This is a genomic window from Hydrogenophaga sp. GW101-3F08 (genome assembly GCF_059424585.1).
The window spans coordinates 1-20,889 of record NZ_JBWKZP010000009.1 but is presented as its reverse complement, the minus strand read 5'-3'; the positions used below and the strand labels follow the sequence as shown (position 1 = coordinate 20,889).

Below are 20,889 nucleotides of genomic sequence, written 5' to 3'. Positions count from 1 at the left end.
GGGTTCATGCGGTAACGGTCTCGTGCGGCGGCTCGACCCACTGCAGGTGCGAGAGGATCTGGCGCCAGGCCGCCAGCTCGGGCTGGCCGGGCTTGCGCGCGCCAAAGAACATGGCCATCAGCTCGCCCTGCGCGTCGAACACTTCGAGCGAGGTCACTGCGCCATCGTCGGTGGGCTTCTCCACCACCCAGGCGCTGTCGATCAGGTCTTCGCGCAGGTGCAGGTTGAAGCCGGGGTCGAGCACGTTGAGCCAGGTCTTGCCGTGCACCTCCAGGGGCTCGACGCGGCGCACCGGCCCGGTGTGGATCTGGATGCAGCCCGGGCTGGAGACGAACACCATGATGGGCGTGGCCTCGAACGCGGCCTCCATCAGCATCTCGCGCACGGCCGGTGTTTCCACCCGGTGCGTGTAGCGCCCCTCCACCAGCCGCAGGCCGTGCAGGCGCTCCAGGCCGAACTGGCGCAGCAGGGGGAAGAACTGGTGGGTGTCGGTCATGGCGCCCCAGGCGCTGGCGAAGGCCTGCGCGTCCACGGCCGGCTGCATGGGCCGGGCGCGCAGCGGCGCCGGGGCTTCGAAGCGGGGGCTCTGGCCGGGCTCGATGGCGCGGTGGATGGCCTGCGCCCAGGCCTCGCGGTCGGTCTGTTCGCGCACGAAGATCTTGTGCACCGCCGTGCCGTGGCGGTCGTAGAACTGCAGGCTGCTGCTGTCGGGCCCGCTGCCGGTGGCCGCTTCGGTGACCACGAAGCCGGCGTGCCACTGGTGGAAGAAGAGCCGCAGGTCGATCTGTTCGCCCAGCGCCAGGCCCACCGGGCCGGAGGCCGAGAGCTTCTGGTAGACACCGGTTTTTTCGTGCACCACGCTCTCGTTGCGGGTCAGCGCCATGAGCGGCCCGCAGGGCTCCAGCGACTGCAGCAGGGCCAACCAGTCGGGGCGCAGGGGCACCACCTGCAGCGGGTGGCGGCCGCCCACGTGGGCGGCCAGCGCCGCGCCTTCGCTCAGGCCCAGCGACTCGGCGGCCTCGCGGGCGCGCAGCCCGCGCGCACGCGCCTGCTCGAAGCGGGTGCGGATGTCTTCGGCGTTCATGTGCGGCTCCTGGACGGGGGTGGCGAGGGCGGGCCGCGGCATCACTGCACGTTCGCCGCGGCCGGGTGCCACAGGGCGCCGGGCTGGGGTGTGGGCACCTGTTCGATGTCGAGCTGCCAGCGGGTGCGCAGGTTGGCCAGCATGGTGCGCATGGCGGGCGAGAGCTGGGGGTGTTCCGAGAGGAAGAACAGGTTGGACACCAGCTTGCGCGCCATCAGCGAGCGGTGCGGGCAGTCCGGCGCGCTCTGCGCGTAGCCGGTGAGCAGCGCCAGCGTGCCGGCCATCAGGGCTTCGACCGAAGGCAGGGTGTATTCCTCGTCGCAGGATTCACAGGTGCAGGTATCCATCACTCATTCCCATCGTTGGTAGGTAGGGGCCCCGCCGGTGCGCCGTGCCGGGCCGCGGTTGGTTTCAGAAGTCCGTCACCATCGCCACGGAGAGGGCGCGGCCCGGCGCGGTGTAGGCGTCGAGCACGGGGGAGTTGGCGGCGATGCCGCGCACGTTCGTCCACTCCCAGTACTTGCGGTTGGTCAGGTTGTGCAGGGCGGCACTCAGCCGGGTGCCCGGGCGCAGCTGCCAGCTCGCGCTCAGGTCCAGCGTGGTGTAGGACGGCGTGGCGAATTGCTGCTGCCCGCCGCTGAGCGTCTGGGCGATGTCGCCGGCCGATTTCTTCGCCACGTGGATCAGCGTGGCGCCGAGCTTCCAGTCGCCCAGGCGCTGCTGCAGGCCGAGCACCAGCTTGGCCGGGTTGACCGAGTTCAGCGGCCGGTCCAGCGCGGTGTCTTTGCCGCGGGTCTGGCCGTAGGCGAGCCGCAGATCGGTGGCGGGGCCCAGCGCCAGCGTGCCCTTGAGCTCGAAGCCGCTCAGGCGGACCTGGCCGCGGTTGACCGCCTGGAACTGCAGCGGGTCGCCCGGCGCGCCGCTGCCCGCCACCAGCACCAGGTCTTCGATGAAGTCCTTGTAGCGCCCGGTGAAGACGGCGGCCTCCCAGTCCAGCGCGCCGGTGGTGGCGCGGGTGCCCAGCTCCAGGGTGCGGCTGGTTTCGGGCTTCAGCTCGGGGTTGGGCAGGGTCTTGTAGTTGCCCAGCGGGTTCTCGAAATAGTTGTTGAGCTGCAGCGGGCTGGGCGCCTTGAAGCCGGCGGCCAGGTTGGCGAACACGCTCCAGCCCGGGGCCGGGCGCAGGATCGCGCCCAGCTTGGGCGACAGCGCCGAACCGGACAGCGAGGCCGCGGGCAGGGGGTAGAGTGGGCTGCTCTGGGGGTCGAGCGCGAAGTGGTCGTAGCGCAGCGCGGGGATCAGGCTCCAGCGCTCGCTGGCGAACTCGTCCTGCACGAACAGCGCGGCGGTGGTTTCGCGTGTGATGGGGAAGCGCTGCAGCGGGTAGCTTTCATAGACCGGGGGCGCGGTGCCGGTGACGAGGTTGCCGAGCGTGGCCACCGACACGTCGGCGCCGTAGACCAGCTTGTGGCTCCAGTCGGGGCCCAGCGGGTGCGTCTTTTCCGCCTGCAGCACGCCTTGCCAGAGCCGCTCGGTGTAGCTGACGTCGCGCGAGCGGGTGTTGGGGGTCGCGGTTCTGAGCTCGGTCGCGACCTCCTGCGACTCGGACCGCTGGTGGCCCACGGTGGCGCGCAGTTCGTCGGCCCAGGCGCCGTCGACGCGATAACGCCCGTCCCAGCTCAGGCGGGTGCGCCGCATGTCGGTGCGCGCGTCCAGGTCCAGCGTGCCGGTGTCGCTGGTGGTGCGCGCGCTGTAGCCCTCCAGCGCGCTGGATTTGTCCACCTGCTCCAGCGCCAGGGTGTGCCGCTGCCCACCGCCCGGCGTGACCACCAGCTTGCCGAGCAAGGCGTGGTTCCGGTCGTCCTGCGGGTTGGGCGCGGTGCGGCTGCTGTTGAGGGCCTGGTTCTCGCCCTGGTTGTCCAGCGCCCCGCTGCGCCCGGCCTGCACACTGCCGAGCCACTGCACGGTCTCGCTGGCCCGGCCCGCCAGCGTCAGCCCCAGGCCCCGGCGGTGGTCGGCGCTGTCGAGCTGGACACCGGCGCGACCGGCGAGCTTCTGGCCGTCCTTGAGCAGGTCCTTCGGCTCGGTGGTGAACATGGCCACCATGCCGGCCAGGCCGTCCGAGCCGTACAGCGCCGAGCTCGCACCGCGCAGGATCTCCACGCGCGAGATCAAGCCCAGGTCGTAATGATCGCGGCCGAACGCGGCCGAGCCGAACACGCCGCTGTTGAGCTCGCGCGGCACCCGGATGCCATCGACCGTGAGCAGCACGCGGTTGCCCTCGAGCCCGCGGATGTTGAAGCCCGCGTTGCCCTCGCGCCCGGTGCCGCCCGGCGCCACCGCGCCAAAACGCTGCGCCGAGCGCTGGACGCTGACGTTGGGCAGCTCGCGCGCCAGGTCGCGGATGTCCTGCACCCGGGCCGGGTCCAGCGCCCCGCCACTGAGCACATCGATGGTGGCGGGCACTTCTTCGATCGCCCGCTCGCTGCGCGAACCGCTGACCACCACCTCGGGCAACAGCGCCGCGGGCTGCGCCTGCGGCGGGGCATCGGCGCTGGCCGCGGCCGCGCCCTGGGCCCAGGCCGTCGGCCCCGCCAGCAATGCGCAGCAGGCCAGGAACACCGGCGTGAACGCCCGGGCCGAGCGCACCGACGCGGGGCCTGGGGACGCACGCCCCGAGCCAGGGTGAAGCGGGGAAGAGAGCCGCCAGCGGGCGGCGGGGAAGCGGGAGGGTTCGGTCACGAAAATGCCTGGGCCAATGGGTTGAGGACAACGCTGGCGGGGCATGGACCGGGGCGCTGTGGCGCCGGATGCTGGCTGGCTGAGGAAACGAAACACCCCCCGCGTCGCCTTCGGCGCCACCCCCTGAAGGGAGGCGACACCTGGGCCCTGCGAAGCCGGTTCCTGGGTGTCTCTGGGTCTGCACCGCTTCTTGCGTCGCGGGACAGTGGGTACGGAATCGTTGGCGGATGGGCGGGAAGTTCAGGCCATTATATGAGAATGATTCGCATTTGACAAGCGACGTTCAACACCCCCACACATGCGCGCTGGAACGCAGACAATCGTCTGTCCATCACCCCACCAACCACAAGAAAGGACCCCGCCATGAAAGGTGATCCCCAGGCCATTGGCCATCTGCAGGCCCAGCTCAAGAACGAGCTGACCGCCATCAACCAGTACTTCGTGCACTACCGCATGCTCAAGCACTGGGGCTTCGACAAACTGGCGAAGAAGGAGTATTCGGAGTCCATCGGCGAGATGAAGCACGCCGACTGGCTGATGGACCGCATCTTCATGCTCGACGGCCTGCCCAACCTGCAGGACCTGGGCAAGCTCAACATCGCGGAGAACGTGCCCGAGATGCTGGCGAGCGACTTGGCGCTGGAGCGCGGCGCCCAGACCACCATCAAGGACGGCATGGCTTACTGCGAAAGCGTGCGCGACTACGTCTCGCGCGACCTGTTGCAGAAGATCCTGGACGACACCGAGGAGCACATCGACTTCCTCGAAACCCAGCTCGACCTCATCGACAAGGTGGGGCTGCCCAACTACCTGCAGAGCCAGATGGGCGAGGCCGACTGAGTCGGCTTGCTGGAACCCCGGCGGCGCCGGGGTGGGCCCGTCCCGGCCCTCTGCGGACCATACCCCTGCGCCGATCAGTGGTACTTGTTTTAATGAATACGATCAATTATCATTTGCAGGCAAGTTTCAACCTGGAAACCACCTGCCATGATCGTTTGCGTTTGCCACCGCGTCAGTGACCAGACCATCGCCCACGCGGCGCGGTCCGGCATGGCCTTTGACGACATCCAGCTCGAACTGGGTGTGGCCACGCAGTGCGGCAAATGTGAAAGCTGCGCGCGCTCGGTCTGGTCTCAGTGCCGCCCGGGCCACCCGGCGGCCCACCTGCAAATGAACGAGTCCCGCCAACAGGCCAGCGCCGTGGCGGTGCAGCTCTTGCCGGCCTGAGCACCGTTCGCGCAGGCCCGCTCGGCGGGCTCACCAGCGCCCAGGTGCTGATCAGCGCGGTTCCAACACCGTCGCCCCCCCTCCTCTCCCAGACACACCCCCCGCCGGGCAAGACCCCGGCCAACGGCGCTCGCGCGCGCAACAAATCCCGCCGTGCCGCCGATTCCGGCCGAAAATGTCACGGCAGCCGCGACCCTTACGCACAATTACGGACTGGGGTTTTCCCGCACTCGGATTTAGAATGCGCAATTCGCTTCCACATTGCAAGATAACAACCCGCCAGGAGACAAATCCATGAGCACCGACAACTCCCAGGACAACAAACGCGCCGAGCTGCGCCGCGCCGCTCTCGAGTACCACGAGTTCCCGACACCCGGCAAGATCGCGATCGCCGCCACCAAGCAGCTCACCAACCAGCGCGACCTGGCCCTGGCCTACTCCCCTGGCGTGGCCGCGCCCTGCGAAGAAATCGTGGCCGACCCGGTCAACGCCTTCAAGTACACCAGCCGCGGCAACCTGGTGGCCGTCATCACCAACGGCACGGCGGTGCTGGGCCTGGGCGACATCGGCCCGCTGGCGGCCAAGCCGGTGATGGAAGGCAAGGGCGTGTTGTTCAAGAAGTTCTCGGGCATCGACGTGTTCGACATCGAGATCAACGAGAAAGACCCGGACAAGCTGGTCGAGATCATCGCCTCGCTGGAACCGACGTTTGGCGGCATCAACCTGGAAGACATCAAGGCGCCGGACTGCTTCTATGTGGAGCGCAAGCTGCGCGAGCGCATGAAGATCCCGGTTTTCCACGACGACCAGCACGGCACCGCCATCGTGGTCGGCGCGGCCATGTTGAACGGCCTGAAGGTCGTCGGCAAGGACCCGAAAAAGATCAAGCTCGTGACCTCCGGCGCGGGTGCCGCGGCCCTGGCCTGCCTGGGCCTGCTGGTCAAGCTGGGCATTCCGCGTGAAAACATCTGGGTCACCGACCTGGCCGGCGTGGTCTACGAAGGCCGCACCGAGCTGATGGACGCGGACAAGATCCAGTTCGCGCAGAAGACCAGCCAGCGCACGCTCTCCGAAGCCATCGAAGGCGCCGACGTGTTCCTCGGCCTGTCGGCCGGCGGTGTGCTGAAGAAAGACATGGTCGCCAAGATGGCGGCCAACCCGCTGATCTTCGCCCTGGCCAACCCCAACCCCGAGATCCAGCCCGAAGACGTGAAAGCGGTGCGCGACGACGCCATCATGGCCACCGGTCGTTCCGACTATCCGAACCAGGTCAACAACGTCCTGTGTTTCCCCTACATCTTCCGCGGCGCCCTCGACGCCGGCGCCTCCACCATCACCGATGAGATGGAGATCGCCGCGGTGCACGCGATCGCCGAGCTGGCCCAGGCCGAGCAGAGCGAGGTGGTGGCCGCCGCCTACGCGGGCGAAAAGCTGGCGTTCGGCCCCGAGTACCTGATCCCCAAGCCGTTCGACCCGCGCCTGATGATGAAGATCGCGCCGGCCGTGGCCCAGGCCGCCGCCGACAGCGGCGTGGCCCTGCGCCCGGTCACCGACATGGACGCCTACCGCCAGCGCCTGCAGAGCTTCGTGCTGGCCTCGGGCACGATCATGAAACCGATCTATGCCGCGGCCAAGACGGCGCTGAAAAAGCGCGTGGCCTACGCCGAGGGCGAAGAAGAGCGCGTGCTGCGCGCCTGCCAGATCGTGGTGGACGAAGGCCTGGCCCGGCCCACGCTGATCGGCCGCCCGGCCATCATCGCGCAGCGCATCGAGAAGTTCGGCCTGCGCCTGAAGGAAGACCTGGACTACGACGTCGTCAACGTCGAACAGGACAGCCGCTACCGCGACTTCTGGCAAACCTACCACCGCATGACCGAGCGCAAGGGCGTCACCGCCCAGCTCGCCAAGATCGAGATGCGCCGCCGCCTCACGCTGATCGGCTCCATGCTGCTGCACAAGGGCGAGGTCGACGGCATGATCTGCGGCACCTGGGGCTCCACCCACAACCACCTGGAATACATCGACCAGGTGATCGGCAAGCGCGCGGGCGGCAGCCCCAGTACCGCCCAGGACGTGCGCATCTACGCCTGCATGAACGGCCTGATGCTGCCCGGCCGCCAGGTGTTCCTGGTGGACACCCACGTCAACTACGACCCGACCCCCGAAGAGCTGTGCGAAATCACCGTGATGGCGGCCGAGGAAATGCTGCGCTTCGGCCTGCAACCCAAGGCCGCCCTGCTGTCGCACTCCAACTTCGGCTCCAGCAACCGGCCCACCGCGATCAAGATGCGCCGCACCCTGGAGCTGCTGCGCGAGCAGGCACCCTGGCTGGAGGCGGACGGCGAAATGCACGGTGATGTGGCACTGGACGCCACCGCCCGGCTGACCATGATGCCGGACTCCACCCTGAGGGGCGACGCCAACCTGTTGGTGCTGCCCAACATCGACGCCGCCAACATCGCCTACAACCTGCTGAAGACCGCGGCCGGCGGCAACATCGCCATCGGCCCGGTGCTGCTGGGCGCGGCCAAACCCGTGCACGTGCTCACGGCCAGCGCCACGGTGCGCCGCATCGTGAACATGACGGCACTCACCGTTGCCGAGGCCAACGTTTCGCACTGATGCTTCAGAGAAAAGCAAGCACTAACTTTTCAACACATTTTTGACCCGAGCCCTTGCCTGTTTATTCAGCAATCGCTTGCATTTCCAGGCCGCCTGAGGCACACTAACGTCCTTGATTCACAGGGTTAACCCGCCCCACAGCACTTGGCAAAGCAGCCTGTTTGCCCGGTGCCGGAGGCGGGTTGATTGCATCAGGAGCAGGGAAATTCATGGATCTGAAACAGATCCGGACGGGTCGATGGGGCGCCGGCCGCCTGGGTTCGGTGGTGCTGGCAGGGGTTTTGGTGGCAGCGGCAAGCACCTTTGTGGTGCAAGCGCGAACACCCCAGGACCTGCCGGGTTCGGTGGTCGCTTCTGTGGCCTACAGCGGCCTGCCGGTACAAGGCCGGGAGCTGATGGCGCAGATTCAACGGGGCGGCCCTTTCCGTTACGAGAAAGACGGCACCGTGTTTGGCAACCGCGAACGGTTGTTACCAGCGCAGCAGCGTGGCTATTACCGAGAGTACACCGTGCCCACCCCCGGTCTGAGCCACAGAGGCGCCCGGCGAATCGTGTGTGGTGGACAGCGGCCCAGGGCGCCCGATGCGTGTTATTACACCGAGGATCACTACAGCAGCTTCAGGCTGATCGTGCAGTGACCCGGCGATGAAGAGTTTGGATTATCAACTTTGACCATAGAAAGAGACGCGGAGATGGACACGCCACTTCGTAACGTACGACCCAATATCGTTCAGTCGATTCGCGCCTACGGCGTGAAAGATCTGCAGGCCGCGGCCGAGCATTTGGGGCACCACTTCCTGTACGCCAACCTGGCCAAAGCCCAGAGCAAGCAGGATGTGCTGGAATTGATCGCGGCGCAATACACCTTGCCCTCGCATTTCGGCAAGAACTTCGACGCGCTCTACGACTGCATGACCGACATGGTCCACAAGTCCGGACCGCAGACGGGTTTCATCGTGGTGCTGGAACACATCCCGGCGCACGCGAAGTTCGACAAGGAAGCGCGCGAGCAACTGCTCGACATCTTCCGTGACGCGGCCGACTACTGGAGCGATCGCAAGATCCCGTTCCGCTGCTTCTACTCCTTCTCGGTGGCCCGCACCCCCAAAGGTGAAGAGCCGATCGAAGTGGAGACCGATGAGCCCATGCCCACCGACAAGCTGCTGGACGTGAGCCCGATGGCGCTGCGCATGAGCAGCCCGTTCAACGCCGGGTACTGGTTGGCCGCAGCTTGACTGGACGCCCCCCGCGCCGCGCCTAAGGGGGCGGCACCTGCGGCCCGGCAAAGCCGGTTCCGCGGTGCCCTTGAATGAAAAAAGCCGCTGCATCCGCAGCGGCTTTTTCATGCGTGTGTGTTTTCTACTGCACGGCTTGGGCCAGTGCGACGTATTCGGCCACCGGCACTTCTTCGGCGCGGCGCTGCAAGTCGAATTGGCCGGCGAAGTTGCGGGCTTCCAGCCACTTGCCGAGCGTGTTGCGCAGGATCTTGCGGCGCTGGCTGAACGCCGTCTGCACCAGGTCGCCGTAGAGCTTGAGGTCGATGGCGGGCGGCTCGGCCAGCGGAACCATGCGCACGATGGCGCTGTCCACGCGCGGGGGCGGATCGAAGCTCTCGGGGGGCACGAACAGCACGTTGTCCATGGTGTACCGCCACTGCAGCATGACCGACAGGCGGCTGTAGTCGGACGTGGCCGGTCGCGCCACCATGCGGTCGATGACTTCCTTCTGCAACATGAAATGCTGGTCCTGCACCACACCGACATGGTCCAGCAGGTGGAACAGGATGGGCGTGGAGATGTTGTAGGGCAGGTTGCCGACCACCCGGAGCCGACGCGCCATGCCCGGGGCCTCGGCGGGTGCATGCGCCAGCGCCGTGAAATCCACCTTCAACACGTCCGACTCGATCACCTCGAGTTGGCCGTGGCCACGCAGGCGCGCGGCCAGATCACGGTCGAGTTCGATCACAGTCAGGTGGCCCAGGCGCTCCACCAGCGGTTGCGTCAACGCCGCCAGCCCCGGTCCGATCTCGACCATGGCATCGCCCCGCTGGGGCGCGATCGCCTCGACGATGGCTTCGATGATGGCGCGGTCGGTCAGGAAATGCTGACCGAACCGCTTGCGAGCGATGTGTTTCATGCCCTTGGCCCAGCCGTCGCGGCAGACCGGCTCAAAGCCGGGGCGCTTCGCGGTATTCGACGAAGGCCTGTCCGCGCACGTCCTGGATCCAGCTTTGCAAGGCCTCGCGGGCCTTTTTCTCGCGCACGAGGCCGCGCGCCATCTCGCGCTGGTCGCGTTGGCTCAAGGCGGCTTCGCGGCGTTCTTCCACACGGATCAGGTGCACGCCGAACCGCGACACCAGCGGCTGCGACATCTCTCCCGGGCGCAGGCCGTTCATGGCCTGTTCGAATTCCGGCACGAACTGGCCCGGGCTCACCCAGCCCAGGTCACCCCCCGACCGCGCCGAGCCATCCTGGCTGTGCTCCTTCGCCAGGTCCTCGAACGTGGCCTTGCCGCTGGCAATCTGCTCGCGGTACTGGTTGAGCCGCGCCACGGCATCGGCCTGGCTGAGCTGGGCGCTGGGGCGCAGCAGAATGTGGCGCGAGCGGGTCTGGATCAGGCTCACATCGGACGGTCCGGCCTGGCGCTTTTCAAGCACCTTGAGCACGTGGAAACCGGCGGCACTGCGCAAGGGGCCCGCGATACCGCCCGCGGGCAGGGCCCGCGTGGCATCGACAAACAGCGAGGGCAGGCGATCGGCCGTGCGCCAACCGAATTCCCCACCGTTGACGCGTTCGGCCGCGCCGGAAAACTCCCGCGCCAGGGCCGCGAAATCGCCGCCGGCGCGGGCGCGGTCGGCCACCATCTGTGCGCGCGCCTGCAGCTCGTTCACCCGGGCGGGGCTGGTGCCCTCAGGGACCAGGATCAACACATGGGCGAGGTTCAACTCCAGCTTGCCGAGGTCGCCGCTGTTCTGTTCGCGCAGGAAGTCGTCGATGTCGGCCTCGGTCACCGTCACGCGGGCTTCGACTTCGCGCTCCTGCAGCCGCTGCAGCAGAAGCTGGCTGCGCAGCTCGTTGCGAAAGCGGTTGATGTCCATGCCATCGGCAGCAACGCGGCGGCGGAACTCCTCCAGCTCCAGCTGGTTCTGCGCCGCGATGGTCATCTCGGCCTGCGCCAGGGCGGCCTCGTCCACACGGATGCCGAGTTCGGCGGCCCGCTGCAGCTGAGCGCGCTCGGTCACGAGCTGCTCCAGCACCTGGCGTGCGAGCGTTTCGCGCGGCGGCAAGGCACCCCCCCGCTGGGCGTACTGCTGCTCCACACGCAGCAGACGCTGGCGCACCTCGTTGTTGGTCACCGGCTCGGAATTGACCAGGGCGACGATGAAGTCGGCCGTCAAGGTCACACCCGACTGAACAACCCCCAGCGATGGTTTGACCTGGTTGGACAGGCGCAGCGACTGGGCCTGGAGCGACGGCGGCAACAGCAGCGCCAGGCCCAGAGAAACCCCCGCCAGCGCGCGCAAAGCCACCACGGGAGCCGGATACAAGGTGTCGCGATCGGTCATAGATCAGTCATAGTTCTGGAAACGGCTGGGAGGACTGATCTCTTCGCGCAGGTATTGGTACTTCGGCACGTTCGCCTGCAGGGTCTGCAGGGAACTGGCCCCAACCTTCGAGAAGCCGGAGAACTCCAGCTGGAACAGGATACTCTGGTTGGCCTTGGTCGTGGTCTGCTGCAGGCGCGTGAGCACGATGCGCCCCAGCCAGCAGCCCGCGTCGTATTCGAACCCCGCGATCAGATCGACGATCTTGCGGTCGGGCATGCTGTAGTTCATGCGGCCCACGCTGTACCACTGACCCGGCCCAAGGGCATGGCCGGGCACCCGCGCGGGCGCGTCACCCCAGAGCGCGGAAAGCGGCCATTGCCATCCGAGGTCGATCTGCTCGCTGACGCCGCGCTGGATGCGGTAGGCCGCGCTCAGCACCCGGTAGGGGCCCGGCGTGTAGCGCCCGCCCACGGTGGTGCGAACCGACTCCCGGCTCTTGGGGTTGTACTGCAGGGTCGAGTCGAAGGACCACAGGGGGTCCCACTGCACCCGGCCCGACAGCAGGATGTTGCTCAGGCGCTCGGTGACGGGTTTCCCGCCCGGCAGGGTCACGTTCTGGTCTTCCAGCAGATAACGCTGGGCCACGCCCAGGCGCACCACCTCGGCACCGTTGTCGGGGTTGATCAGGCGCGAGCTGACCCCCAGCGTGACCGCACGGGTGTCGCTGATGCGGTCGTTGCCGCTGAACACGTTCTCGGTGTACATGGACGCCAGACTGAAGTCGCGGCTGGCCGAATCGAAGTTGGGCAGACCGCTCTGGTCGCGAAAGGGTGTCCAGGTGAAGAACGCGCGGGGCTCCAGGGTCTGGACGTACTCCCGCCCCCAGAAACTGGAGGGCTTCTCGAACACCAGGCCGCTGTCCAGGCTGGCCGTGGGCACAGCCCGCGACAGGGTGTTGCTGACGCCGTTCGAGCCGTCAAACTGGTACTGGGCCGTGTTCAGGCGGGCCCGCGGCTGCACGAACCAGCCGGGTGCTTCCCAACGGTGCGTGAGTTCGGTGATGGCCAGCGCACGATCGCCACCCGCCTTCACCGTGCCACTGGCCACGGCCACCGAGCGCTGGAAGCGGGTGAAGTTGGTTTGCACGGTGAAATCCCAGCCATCGGAACCGAGCAGGCTCTGGTTGATCTTGCTGTAATTCACCCCCACCGCCGGCAAGCGGTCGTAAGGCGGTGTGATGGGCGAACCGGCATTCTGCAGGGTCTGCCATTTGTAGGCGCCCACACTCGCCGACCACGGACCGTGTCCCCATCCCAGCACGGCGTCGCTGTGCAGCAAACGGCTGGTGGTCAACCGGATCGTGCTCGAACGCGGGAAATCGCTCCAGTAGTTGTCGTCGCTGACCCGGTTGAGGTTCAGGCGCAGGCCGATCGGACCCCAGGCGCCCAGGGAATCGCCCAGGCGCTGGGAGTGCGCCAGCGAGTAGGCCCACCGGTCCTGGTCGCGCAGCTTGTCCGAGGGCATGTAGGCAGCGCGCAGCCGGCTGTTGAAGGTCGGGGCGAGATAGCGGGCCTCGCCCGCCAGATCGACGCCCCGCTTGCTCATGACCGAGGGGTACAGCGTGACGTCGTAGTTCGGTGCCAGGTTCAGGTAGTACGGCACCATGAGCTCGATGCCGCTCTGGCTGTCGAAATTGATCGACGGTGGCAACACGCCGGTCTTGCGCTTGTCCGACAGCGGAAAACTGAAGTAGGGCGCGGCCATGATGGGCACGCCCTTGAATTCGAGCACGCCACCGCTGGCATAGCCCACCTCTTCCACGTTGTCGAGTTCGATGCGCGTGGCGCGGACCAGCCAGTCGGGCATCCAGCGCTCGCCCGGCGTCCGCGGGCAGGTGGAATAGCGCGCGTTGTGCGCCACCGTGGTGTCCTTGGACACGAAGTCGATCCGGTTCGCGTCGCCCAGCCCCTCGTTGCGCAACAGGGTGAACTCGGGCTCGGTGAAATAGCCCTTGTCGGTGTTCACGTTGAGCTGCACGTCGGGCCCGACGAAACGGTCGCCGTGCCGGTTGATGAGCACATTGCCGGTCCCGCGCGCGTCGCCGCTGCGCTGGTCGTACTCCAGCCGGTCGGCCTTGATCACCGTGTCGTGCCGCCGCAGCACGGCCGAGCCTTCGATCACGGTCACGGCGTCGGTCTGGCTCTCGATCTGGTCGCCCGAGACGAAAGTGGGCAGCTGGCGGCGCGCGTCCTCGGGCAGGACTTCGCGCAGCCGGGTGCCCTGTTTCAGACGCAACTCGGTGTTTTCCGTGGGAGTTCCGGCGTCGACCTGCGCCAGCGCCTGCGCAGGCAGATACCCGGCACCCAGCGCCAGCACGGCCAGCACCCCGTGCACGGCCTGCGCCAGCGGAGTGGGAACAGGGCCCGCACCGATCGAAGGTCGAATCGTCCGGGGGCGAGACTGAGGGTGTGGAGTGTCTGGTTTCAAGGCGGTTTCAGGCAAAGGCGGCCGACTCTGAAGACCATGCGTGCGCATGGCCCTGCGCATGGTATCAGGCGACACCGGCTGCACGCAGCGCTGGTGCCCACCGGCGGTGGATTTGTAGAATCAACGGCGATTATCCTATGCCCACCCCCTGGGTAAACCCGGCGCCAGCGCCCCGAACCGGCCCATCTCCATGCCCCCGAAACCCGACGCCGTCCTGTGGGCCGATCCCCAGCGCGAGACCGCTTTCAGCCACTGGCTGCAAACCCTGGTGACCGCACAAGGGCTTCGGCCCGACACCCTGCGCCCGGCCTCGGCCGATGCGAGCTTTCGCCGCTACCTGCGCATCGACACCGTGGCCGGCGACAGCCGCATCGTCATGGACGCGCCGCCCGAGCGCGAGAACTGCCGCCCCTTCGTGCAGGTGGCCCAGCTCATGCACGAGGCCGGCCTGCTGGTGCCCGACATCCTGGCCTGGGACGAGCCCCAGGGCTTCATGCTGCTGTCCGATCTGGGGCAACAGACCATGATGGAGCAGATCGAGCCGCAGAACCCCGCCGCCAACCACGCGCGCTACCTGCAGGCGCTCGACACCTTGCTGGCCTGGCAGCTCGCCTCGCGCCCCGGCGTGCTGCCCCCCTACGACGAAGCCCTGCTCAGGCGCGAACTGCAGCTGTTCCCCGACTGGTACCTCCAGCAGCACAAAGGCATCACGCCCGAAGGCGCGATGGCGCAAACGCTGCAGAAGACCTTCGACAGCATCGTGGCGCACAACCTGGCCGCCCCCCAGGTCTATGTGCACCGCGACTTCATGCCGCGCAACCTGATGATCCCCGGGGTGGGCGGCCCGGCGGCGAACCGGTCTGCCGCGCAGCAACTGGGCGTGCTCGACTTCCAGGACGCGGTGTACGGTCCCGTCACCTACGACATCGCCAGCCTGATGCGCGACGCCTTCCTGAGCTGGGAGGAAGACTTCGTGATCGACATCACCGTGCGTTACTGGGAAAAAGCGCGCAAGGCCGGCCTGCTCGACTTCGAAGACTGGCACAGCGACTTCGGCGCCTTCTACCGGGCGGTGGAGTGGATGGGCCTGCAGCGCCACCTGAAAGTCGCCGGCATCTTCGCGCGCCTCACGCTGCGCGACGGCAAGCCCAAATACCTGGCCGACGCGCCGCGCTTCATCGGCTACATCCGTGCCACCGCACACCGCTACCGCGAGCTGGGGCCGTTCCTGAGACTGATCGACGAGGTCGAAGGCCTGCAAGCCGCCTCGGGCTACGCTTTCGGGCGGGTCTGAGCACCGCCCCGATGCCGCGCTTTCACTGCCCCCTGCCGCTGCGCCCCGGCGCCGAGCTGGAGCTGCCCGCCACCGCCGCGCGCCATGTGCAGGTGCTGCGCCTGCAGCCGGGCGGCGAGATCACCCTGTTCAACGGCGAGGGCGGTGAGTACACCGCGACCATCACCCGCATGGGCCGCAGTGACGTGGCCGTGCGCATCGACAGCCAGCAGGCCACCGAACGCGAGCCCGCGCGGCCGGTGCGGCTGGCACTGGGCATGCCCGCCAACGACCGCATGGACTGGCTGGTGGAAAAAGCCGCCGAGCTGGGCGTGCACAGCGTGCAGCCCCTGCACACCGCGCACAGCGTGCTACGCCTGGCCGGCGAGCGCGCCACCAAAAAACAGGCGCACTGGCAGTCGGTGGCGGTCGCGGCCTGCGAGCAGTGCGGCGGCAACCGCGTGCCCGCCGTGCTGCCGGTGGCCGATCTGTCGACCTGGCTGCCGGCCTCGGCCGGCGGGGCCGCGCTGCGCTGCGTGCTCTCGCTCGCGCCCGGCACCCGCCCCTTGACCGAGGTGCTGGGCGATGCCCCCGCCGGCGCCGGGGTGTTGTTCCTCAGCGGCCCCGAAGGCGGCCTGTCGGCCAGCGAAGACGCGCAGGCGCGCGCGGCCGGTTTCGTGCCGGTCACCCTCGGGCCGCGTGTGCTGCGCGCCGAAACCGCGGCGCTGGCGGCGCTGGTGCTGGCGCTCAACGCCGGCTGAAGAAGTCCCAGATCAGCGCATTGGCCGAAATCGCGCTGGTGCCCGGCTGCTCGCCGCGCACCTTGCGCCCGCCGGGCCAGGCATGGCCGCCGGTCTCGGTCACGCACAGCTTCACCTCGGCGCCGCCCCGGCAGGGCGAGCGGGTTTCGCACCACGCGCCCGGCACCTCCAGCACACGCCGTGGCGCGGCCTCGCAGCCGTTGAGCCGGGCCCATTTCGCCACCGTGTCGGGCACCGACACGAAGTCCGCGTGGGTGTCCGAGGCGCTGCCCGAACCGCCGTTGAAGAGCACGCGGTCGTCGTCCAGCGCGTGGATGTGCAACACCGACACGGGCACCGAGGGCGCACAGGCCGGCGTGCCATCGGTGCCGGCCACGGAGGCGATGGCCTTGAAGGTGCCGGCCATCTCGCAGGCCAGCCGGTACGAGAGCATGCCGCCGTTGGACATGCCCTGGGCAAAGATGCGCCCCGGGTCGATGTTCAGGCGCTGGCGCAGATCGGCCACCACGGCGCGCACGAAACCCACGTCATCGATCTGCCGGTCGCGCGCCTGGCCGCAGCACAGGCCGGCGTTCCAGGTGGCGAGCTTGCCCGAGCGCAGGCGGCTGGTGCCGTTGGGAAACACCACCACGTAACCGGCCTGCTCGGCGTGCGAGACCAGCCCGTAGTAGCGGTCGTCGGCCTGGATGTCCATATTGCCGCCGCCCCCATGGAAGGACAGCACCATCGGTATCGGCGTGGCCGGGTCGTAGCGCACCGGCACGTGCACGCGGTACTCGCGCGTCAGGCCACCGTGGCGCAGGCTGAAGCGGTGTTCACCGGGCCGGGTGATCGGCACCGGCGCGGCCGGCTGCGGCGCCCGGTCCTGGCGCTGCTGCAGCCAGTCGCGCAGGGGCGTCGTTCGCTCGGGGCGCTCCTGCGCGCTGGCCGGCGGTGGCACCAGCCCGGCCCCCAGGATCAGCAGCGAAAGGGCCAGTGCCCAGGTTTTTGTGGATGTCATGCGCGCTCCCGACGAACGGTGGTGGCGCGATCTTGCCGCAGGAATCGCCCGGCGGCCAGCGCCGTGCGCAGCAGAAACCCCAGGCGGCAAGGGCCATGGCGCCACTGTATAAACGACGCCTTATGAATAAAAACCTCTGGCTGCTGGCCGCCGCGCAAGGCCTGTTCCTGACCAACAACGTGGTTTTCATCGCGATCAACGGGCTGGTCGGTCTGTCGCTGGCGCCCTTGGGTTGGATGGCCACGCTGCCGGTGATGGGCTATGTGGTGGGTGGCGCGCTGTCCACGCCGCTGGTGGCGCGCACGCAAAGCGCCTTCGGCCGCCAGGCCTCGTTCCAGATCGGGCTGCTGGTGGCGCTGGGCTCGGCCCTGCTGTGCTACTGGGCGGCGGCGGACCAGAACTTCTGGCTGCTGGTGGCGGCCACCGTGATCGCGGGTTACTACAGCGCCAACGGCCAGCTCTACCGTTTTGCCGCGGCCGAGCTCAGCGCGCCGGCGTTCCGCGAGAAAGCGGTGTCGCTGGTCCTGGCCGGGGGGCTGGCCGGCGCGGTGCTGGGGCCCAACCTGGCGGTGCGCACCAAGGACTGGCTGGCCGTGCCGTTTGCCGGCGCCTACCTGGCGCTGGCGGTGGTGGCCCTGCTCTCCATGGTGGTGATGGCGTTCATGCGCTTCCCGCCAGTGCCGCCCCGGGCCGCGAACGCCGATCGGGGCCGCCCGCTGTCGGTGATCATGCGCCAGCCGGTGTTCATCGTGGCGGCGGCCGGCGCGGCGCTGGGCTATGGCGTGATGAACCTGCTGATGGCGGCCACGCCGCTGGCCATGCAGGTCTGCGGCTTTCCGTTCGACGACGCCGCCCTGGTGCTCGAATGGCACGTGATCGGCATGTTCGCGCCCGGGTTTTTCACCGGCCACCTGATCAAGCGCTTTGGCACGCTCACCATCATGGGCGTGGGCGTGGTGCTCAACTTCGCCTGCATCCTGGTGGCGCTCTCGGGCGTGGAGTTGCACCAGTTCCTGATCGCACTGTTCCTGCTCGGCGTGGGCTGGAACTTCCTCTTCACCGGCAGCACCACGCTGTCGCTGCAGGCCTACAGGCCCGAGGAAAAGGACCGCGCGCAGGCGGCCATCAACTTCTTTGTTTTCGCCACCATGGCGTTCACCTCGTTCGCCTCCGGCGCCCTGGTCACGACCCAGGGCTGGCAGTGGCTGAACGTGGGTTCGCTGGTGCCCGTGGCGCTCACGGGGCTGGCACTGGTCTGGCTGGCGTGGGCCCGGCGCGAAGTCCCCCGTCCGGCCTGATCCGGGGCCGGGGGATCAACCGGCGGCGGGAAAGCGCCGGTCCAGCCAGGCCTTGAGCGCGCCGTACACGGGGGCGGGGTCTTCCTCGTTGAAGATCTCGTGGTACAGGCCCTCGAAACACTGGCTGCTCACCAGCTCGCGCGGTGCCGCGGCGGCGAACGCCCGGCTGCCGGCGGGGCTCACGAGCTTGTCTTCGCCGGCGAACATCAGCAGCGTGGGCACCGTCCAGCGCGGCGCCGCCGACACCACGCGGGGCCCGTTGCTGTCGATGAAGTGCGCGAGCCGGGCGGTGATCCGGTCGTGCACCAGCCGGTCTTTCTGGTAGGCCGCCACCGTGGCCGCGCTGTGCGAGATCCGGGTGGCGTCCAGCCGGTTGCCCAGGGCCAGGTTGGGCGCGAAGCGGTAGAGCAGGCCCATGAGCGTCCTCATGAGCGCGCCGATGCCGGTGTCGAGCGCGGGCGAGGACAGCACCAGCGCGTCAACCGGCGCCATGGTCCGCCGCACAAAGGTCGAGGCCACCAGCCCACCCATGCTGTGGCCCAGCAGGATCAGCGGGCAGGACCAGGGTTCGGCGATGTGGCGCCGCGTGTCGTCCAGCACCTCGGCCAGGTCCTCCAGCAGGGCGTCGTCATCGGGCAGCACGCCCCGGGCCCCGCCGGACTCGCCGTGGCCCCGCTGGTCGTAGGCGCGCACGCAGAAGCCCCATCCGTTCAGGCGCTGGGCCAGCGGGTCGTGGCGCCAGGCGTGTTCGCCCAGGCCGTGCACGATGAGCACCACGCCGCGTGGCCGCGAGCGCCTGGGCAGCGGCCAGTCGTAGATGGCCACGTTCAGGCCGTCGCGCAGGGTGAAGGGAGCCTGGGTGGTGTCGGACATGGTCGGGGCGCCGGGGTCGAGAGGGGGTCAGGGCATGCGCGCGATCACCTGGGCCACGCTGGCGGTGAGCCGGCGCGCGTAGTCCAGGTGCAGGAACTCGTTGGGGCCGTGGGCGTTGCTCTTGGGCCCGAGCACGCCGCAGACCATCATCTGCGCGCTGGGGAAGCCCTGGCTGAGCAGGTTCATGAGCGGAATGGTGCCGCCCTGGCCGATGGTGCCGCAGCCGGCCCCGAAGTGCGCCTGCGACGCGTCCTGCAGCGCCTGCTCGAACCACGGCGTGGTGCTGGGGGCGTTCCAGCCGCTGGCCGAGCCTTCGCCCTCGAACGTGACCCGGGCCTGGTAGGGCGCATTGTCTTCGAGCAGGGCCTTGAGCTGCTGTGTCGCCGCGGCGGCGTCCACCAGCGGCGGCAGGCGCAGGCTGAGCTTGAAGGCGGTGTAGGGCCGCAGCACGTTGCCCGCGTTCTGCAGCGTGGGGAAGCCTTCGGCGCCGGTGACCGAGAGCGTGGGGCGCCAGGTGCGGTTGAGCAGGGCCTCCACCGGGTCGGTGGTGGTGGGCAGGGCGAACACGGTGGAGCCGCCGCAGTCGTGGTGGGCCCAGGGGAAGCGCTGGTGGATCTCGTCGCCCAGGATGGCCGCGGTGGCCCGGGCCTGCGCGATGCGTTCGGCCGGCACCTCGCAATGGAAACTGGCCGGCAGCAGGCGGCCGGTGGCGCTGTCTTCCAGCCGGTCCAGCACGTGGCGCATGATGCGAAAGCTCGACGGCACCAGGCCCGAGGCGTCGCCCGAATGGATGCCCTCGGTGAGGATCTCGACCTTGAGCACGCCGCTGGCCATGCCGCGCAGGCTGGTGGTGAGCCAGAGCTGGTCGTAGTTGCCGGCGCCGCTGTCCAGGCAGATCACCAGGCCCACGTCGCCCAGGCGCGCGCGCAAGGCGTCCACATAGGGCAGCAGGTCGGGCGAGCCGCTTTCTTCGCCGGTCTCGATCAGGCCCACGATGCGCGGGTGCGCCGCGCCCTGGGCCTTGAGCGCCTGGATGGCGGCGATGCTGGCGTAGACCGCGTAGCCGTCGTCGGCGCCGCCGCGACCGTACAGCTTGCCCTCCACGATCTTGGGCGTCCAGGGGCCGAGGTCGCTGCGCCAGCCGGTGAACTCGGGCTGCTTGTCGAGGTGGCCGTACATCAGCACGGTCTGGCCCGAAGAACCGACGCCCCCACGCTCCACCGCTTCGCGGGTCGCTGCCCCCTGAGGGGGCTGATTCGCCTTGGGGCGGCCCGGCGGCGAATCGGATGTGCCCACGCCTTCGCTGGCCGGCACTTCAAAGAACAGCACCGGCGTGCGCGGCAGGCCGTGGGCGTCGTTCAGCCGCACGATCTCCAGCGTGAGGCCTTCGACCTGCTGCGCGCGCACCCAGTCGGCGGCGTTCTGCAGCACGCGGTCGAGCAGGCCGTGCGCGGCCCAGTCGGCATCGAAGGCGGGCGACTTGGCCGGCACCTCGATGTAGCGCACCAGCTCGGGCACGATGCTGCGCGACCAGGCCGCATCCACATGCGCCTGCAAGGCGGCCGGGTCCAGCAAGGGCAGGGGATGGGGCAGACGGGCGTTCATGTCATCGGTCTCCAGGTGCGGGCTGCCTGGCCACCGCCAGCGCAGCGGCGGCACAGCAGGAATGGCGGGGGGATGCCGACGCGGGTCGGGACCCTGTTCAGGAAGTATAGGCAGGCCCGGCCATCGGCGTCGACCACCTTGCACACAGCCCTCAAACACCCAGGCGGACCACCGTCACCGGTCGTCCGCCTGGCGAGACTGTTCGGCGGCCCGTGCCACCCGGAGGTGCCACCGGACCCCGTCTGCGGGCCGCACTACGCCAGCCGGAACACCTGCACCACCTGGGACAGGCGCGAGGCCTGGTCCTTCAGGCTCTCGGCGGCTGCCGCGCTCTGCTCAACCAAGGCGGCGTTCTGCTGCGTCATCTGGTCGA

Annotated in this window: 16 protein-coding genes and 1 pseudogene; 8 read left to right on the top strand and 9 right to left on the bottom strand. The window is 68.6% G+C overall.

The window, feature by feature from the left end:
- Window positions 1-4: 4 nt before the first annotated feature.
- From AC07YZ_RS19955 to AC07YZ_RS19945, 3 genes are all read right to left on the bottom strand, one after another.
- Window positions 5-1,084: a hemin-degrading factor gene (locus AC07YZ_RS19955; protein ID WP_494796031.1), complete on the bottom strand. Its 1,080-nt coding sequence runs from the start codon at window positions 1,082-1,084 to the stop codon at window positions 5-7.
- 41 nt (window positions 1,085-1,125) lie between these two features.
- Window positions 1,126-1,431 (bottom strand): hypothetical protein, encoded by a 306-nt coding sequence (locus AC07YZ_RS19950; protein ID WP_494796030.1) that lies wholly within the window; start codon window positions 1,429-1,431, stop codon window positions 1,126-1,128.
- Window positions 1,432-1,495: 64 nt separating this feature from the next.
- Window positions 1,496-3,823: a TonB-dependent hemoglobin/transferrin/lactoferrin family receptor gene (locus tag AC07YZ_RS19945; RefSeq protein WP_494796029.1), complete on the bottom strand. Its 2,328-nt coding sequence runs from the start codon at window positions 3,821-3,823 to the stop codon at window positions 1,496-1,498.
- Between the two features lie 363 nt (window positions 3,824-4,186).
- Here AC07YZ_RS19945 and bfr point away from each other — a divergent pair, with 363 nt between their 5' ends.
- From bfr to AC07YZ_RS19920, 5 genes and pseudogenes are all read left to right on the top strand, one after another.
- Window positions 4,187-4,663, top strand: coding sequence for a bacterioferritin (bfr, locus tag AC07YZ_RS19940; protein ID WP_494796028.1), 477 nt, complete (start codon window positions 4,187-4,189; stop codon window positions 4,661-4,663).
- A gap of 147 nt (window positions 4,664-4,810) precedes the next feature.
- Window positions 4,811-5,050, top strand: a complete 240-nt coding sequence (locus AC07YZ_RS19935; RefSeq protein ID WP_226490604.1) for a (2Fe-2S)-binding protein — start codon at window positions 4,811-4,813, stop codon at window positions 5,048-5,050.
- A 294-nt stretch (window positions 5,051-5,344) separates the two neighbouring features.
- The gene (locus AC07YZ_RS19930) at window positions 5,345-7,672 is read left to right on the top strand and encodes an NADP-dependent malic enzyme (protein ID WP_494796027.1); all 2,328 of its coding nucleotides are present in this window, start codon (window positions 5,345-5,347) and stop codon (window positions 7,670-7,672) included.
- 209 nt (window positions 7,673-7,881) lie between these two features.
- Window positions 7,882-8,310: a guanyl-specific ribonuclease gene (locus tag AC07YZ_RS19925; protein WP_226490606.1), complete on the top strand. Its 429-nt coding sequence runs from the start codon at window positions 7,882-7,884 to the stop codon at window positions 8,308-8,310.
- A gap of 54 nt (window positions 8,311-8,364) precedes the next feature.
- Window positions 8,365-8,760: pseudogene (locus AC07YZ_RS19920) on the top strand (barstar family protein); the annotation flags it as partial.
- A gap of 271 nt (window positions 8,761-9,031) precedes the next feature.
- Here AC07YZ_RS19920 and rsmA read toward each other — a convergent pair.
- From rsmA to AC07YZ_RS19905, 3 genes are read right to left on the bottom strand one after another with little or no spacing between them, the layout of a single operon-like run.
- Window positions 9,032-9,808 (bottom strand): 16S rRNA (adenine(1518)-N(6)/adenine(1519)-N(6))-dimethyltransferase RsmA, encoded by a 777-nt coding sequence (gene rsmA, locus AC07YZ_RS19915; protein ID WP_494796026.1) that lies wholly within the window; start codon window positions 9,806-9,808, stop codon window positions 9,032-9,034.
- Between the two features lie 31 nt (window positions 9,809-9,839).
- Window positions 9,840-11,237 carry a peptidylprolyl isomerase gene (locus AC07YZ_RS19910; protein ID WP_494796025.1) on the bottom strand — a complete coding sequence of 466 codons (1,398 nt, stop codon included), beginning with the start codon at window positions 11,235-11,237 and terminating at the stop codon, window positions 9,840-9,842.
- Window positions 11,238-11,240: 3 nt separating this feature from the next.
- The gene (locus AC07YZ_RS19905; RefSeq protein WP_494796024.1) at window positions 11,241-13,613 is read right to left on the bottom strand and encodes an LPS-assembly protein LptD; all 2,373 of its coding nucleotides are present in this window, start codon (window positions 13,611-13,613) and stop codon (window positions 11,241-11,243) included.
- Window positions 13,614-13,896: 283 nt separating this feature from the next.
- On the opposite strand from AC07YZ_RS19905, the gene AC07YZ_RS19900 reads away from it, so the two are divergent.
- Both AC07YZ_RS19900 and AC07YZ_RS19895 read left to right on the top strand, forming a co-directional pair.
- Window positions 13,897-15,000 carry an aminoglycoside phosphotransferase family protein gene (locus AC07YZ_RS19900; protein ID WP_494796023.1) on the top strand — a complete coding sequence of 368 codons (1,104 nt, stop codon included), beginning with the start codon at window positions 13,897-13,899 and terminating at the stop codon, window positions 14,998-15,000.
- A gap of 11 nt (window positions 15,001-15,011) precedes the next feature.
- The gene (locus AC07YZ_RS19895) at window positions 15,012-15,740 is read left to right on the top strand and encodes a 16S rRNA (uracil(1498)-N(3))-methyltransferase (protein WP_494796022.1); all 729 of its coding nucleotides are present in this window, start codon (window positions 15,012-15,014) and stop codon (window positions 15,738-15,740) included.
- On the opposite strand, the gene AC07YZ_RS19890 is transcribed toward AC07YZ_RS19895, so the two are convergent.
- Entirely contained in the window at window positions 15,727-16,740 is a 1,014-nt protein-coding gene (locus AC07YZ_RS19890) for an extracellular catalytic domain type 1 short-chain-length polyhydroxyalkanoate depolymerase (RefSeq protein WP_226490612.1), read from the bottom strand. The genes AC07YZ_RS19895 and AC07YZ_RS19890 overlap by 14 nt on opposite strands.
- Window positions 16,741-16,862: 122 nt before the next feature.
- Here AC07YZ_RS19890 and AC07YZ_RS19885 point away from each other — a divergent pair, with 122 nt between their 5' ends.
- Window positions 16,863-18,038, top strand: a complete 1,176-nt coding sequence (locus AC07YZ_RS19885) for an MFS transporter (RefSeq protein ID WP_494796021.1) — start codon at window positions 16,863-16,865, stop codon at window positions 18,036-18,038.
- A 15-nt stretch (window positions 18,039-18,053) separates the two neighbouring features.
- Here AC07YZ_RS19885 and AC07YZ_RS19880 read toward each other — a convergent pair whose 3' ends face one another.
- Both AC07YZ_RS19880 and AC07YZ_RS19875 read right to left on the bottom strand, forming a co-directional pair.
- The gene (locus AC07YZ_RS19880; protein WP_226490614.1) at window positions 18,054-18,911 is read right to left on the bottom strand and encodes an alpha/beta hydrolase; all 858 of its coding nucleotides are present in this window, start codon (window positions 18,909-18,911) and stop codon (window positions 18,054-18,056) included.
- Between the two features lie 27 nt (window positions 18,912-18,938).
- A complete protein-coding gene (locus AC07YZ_RS19875) occupies window positions 18,939-20,516 on the bottom strand; it encodes a M20/M25/M40 family metallo-hydrolase (RefSeq protein WP_494796020.1) in 1,578 nt (525 codons plus the stop codon).
- Window positions 20,517-20,889 lie beyond the last annotated feature (373 nt).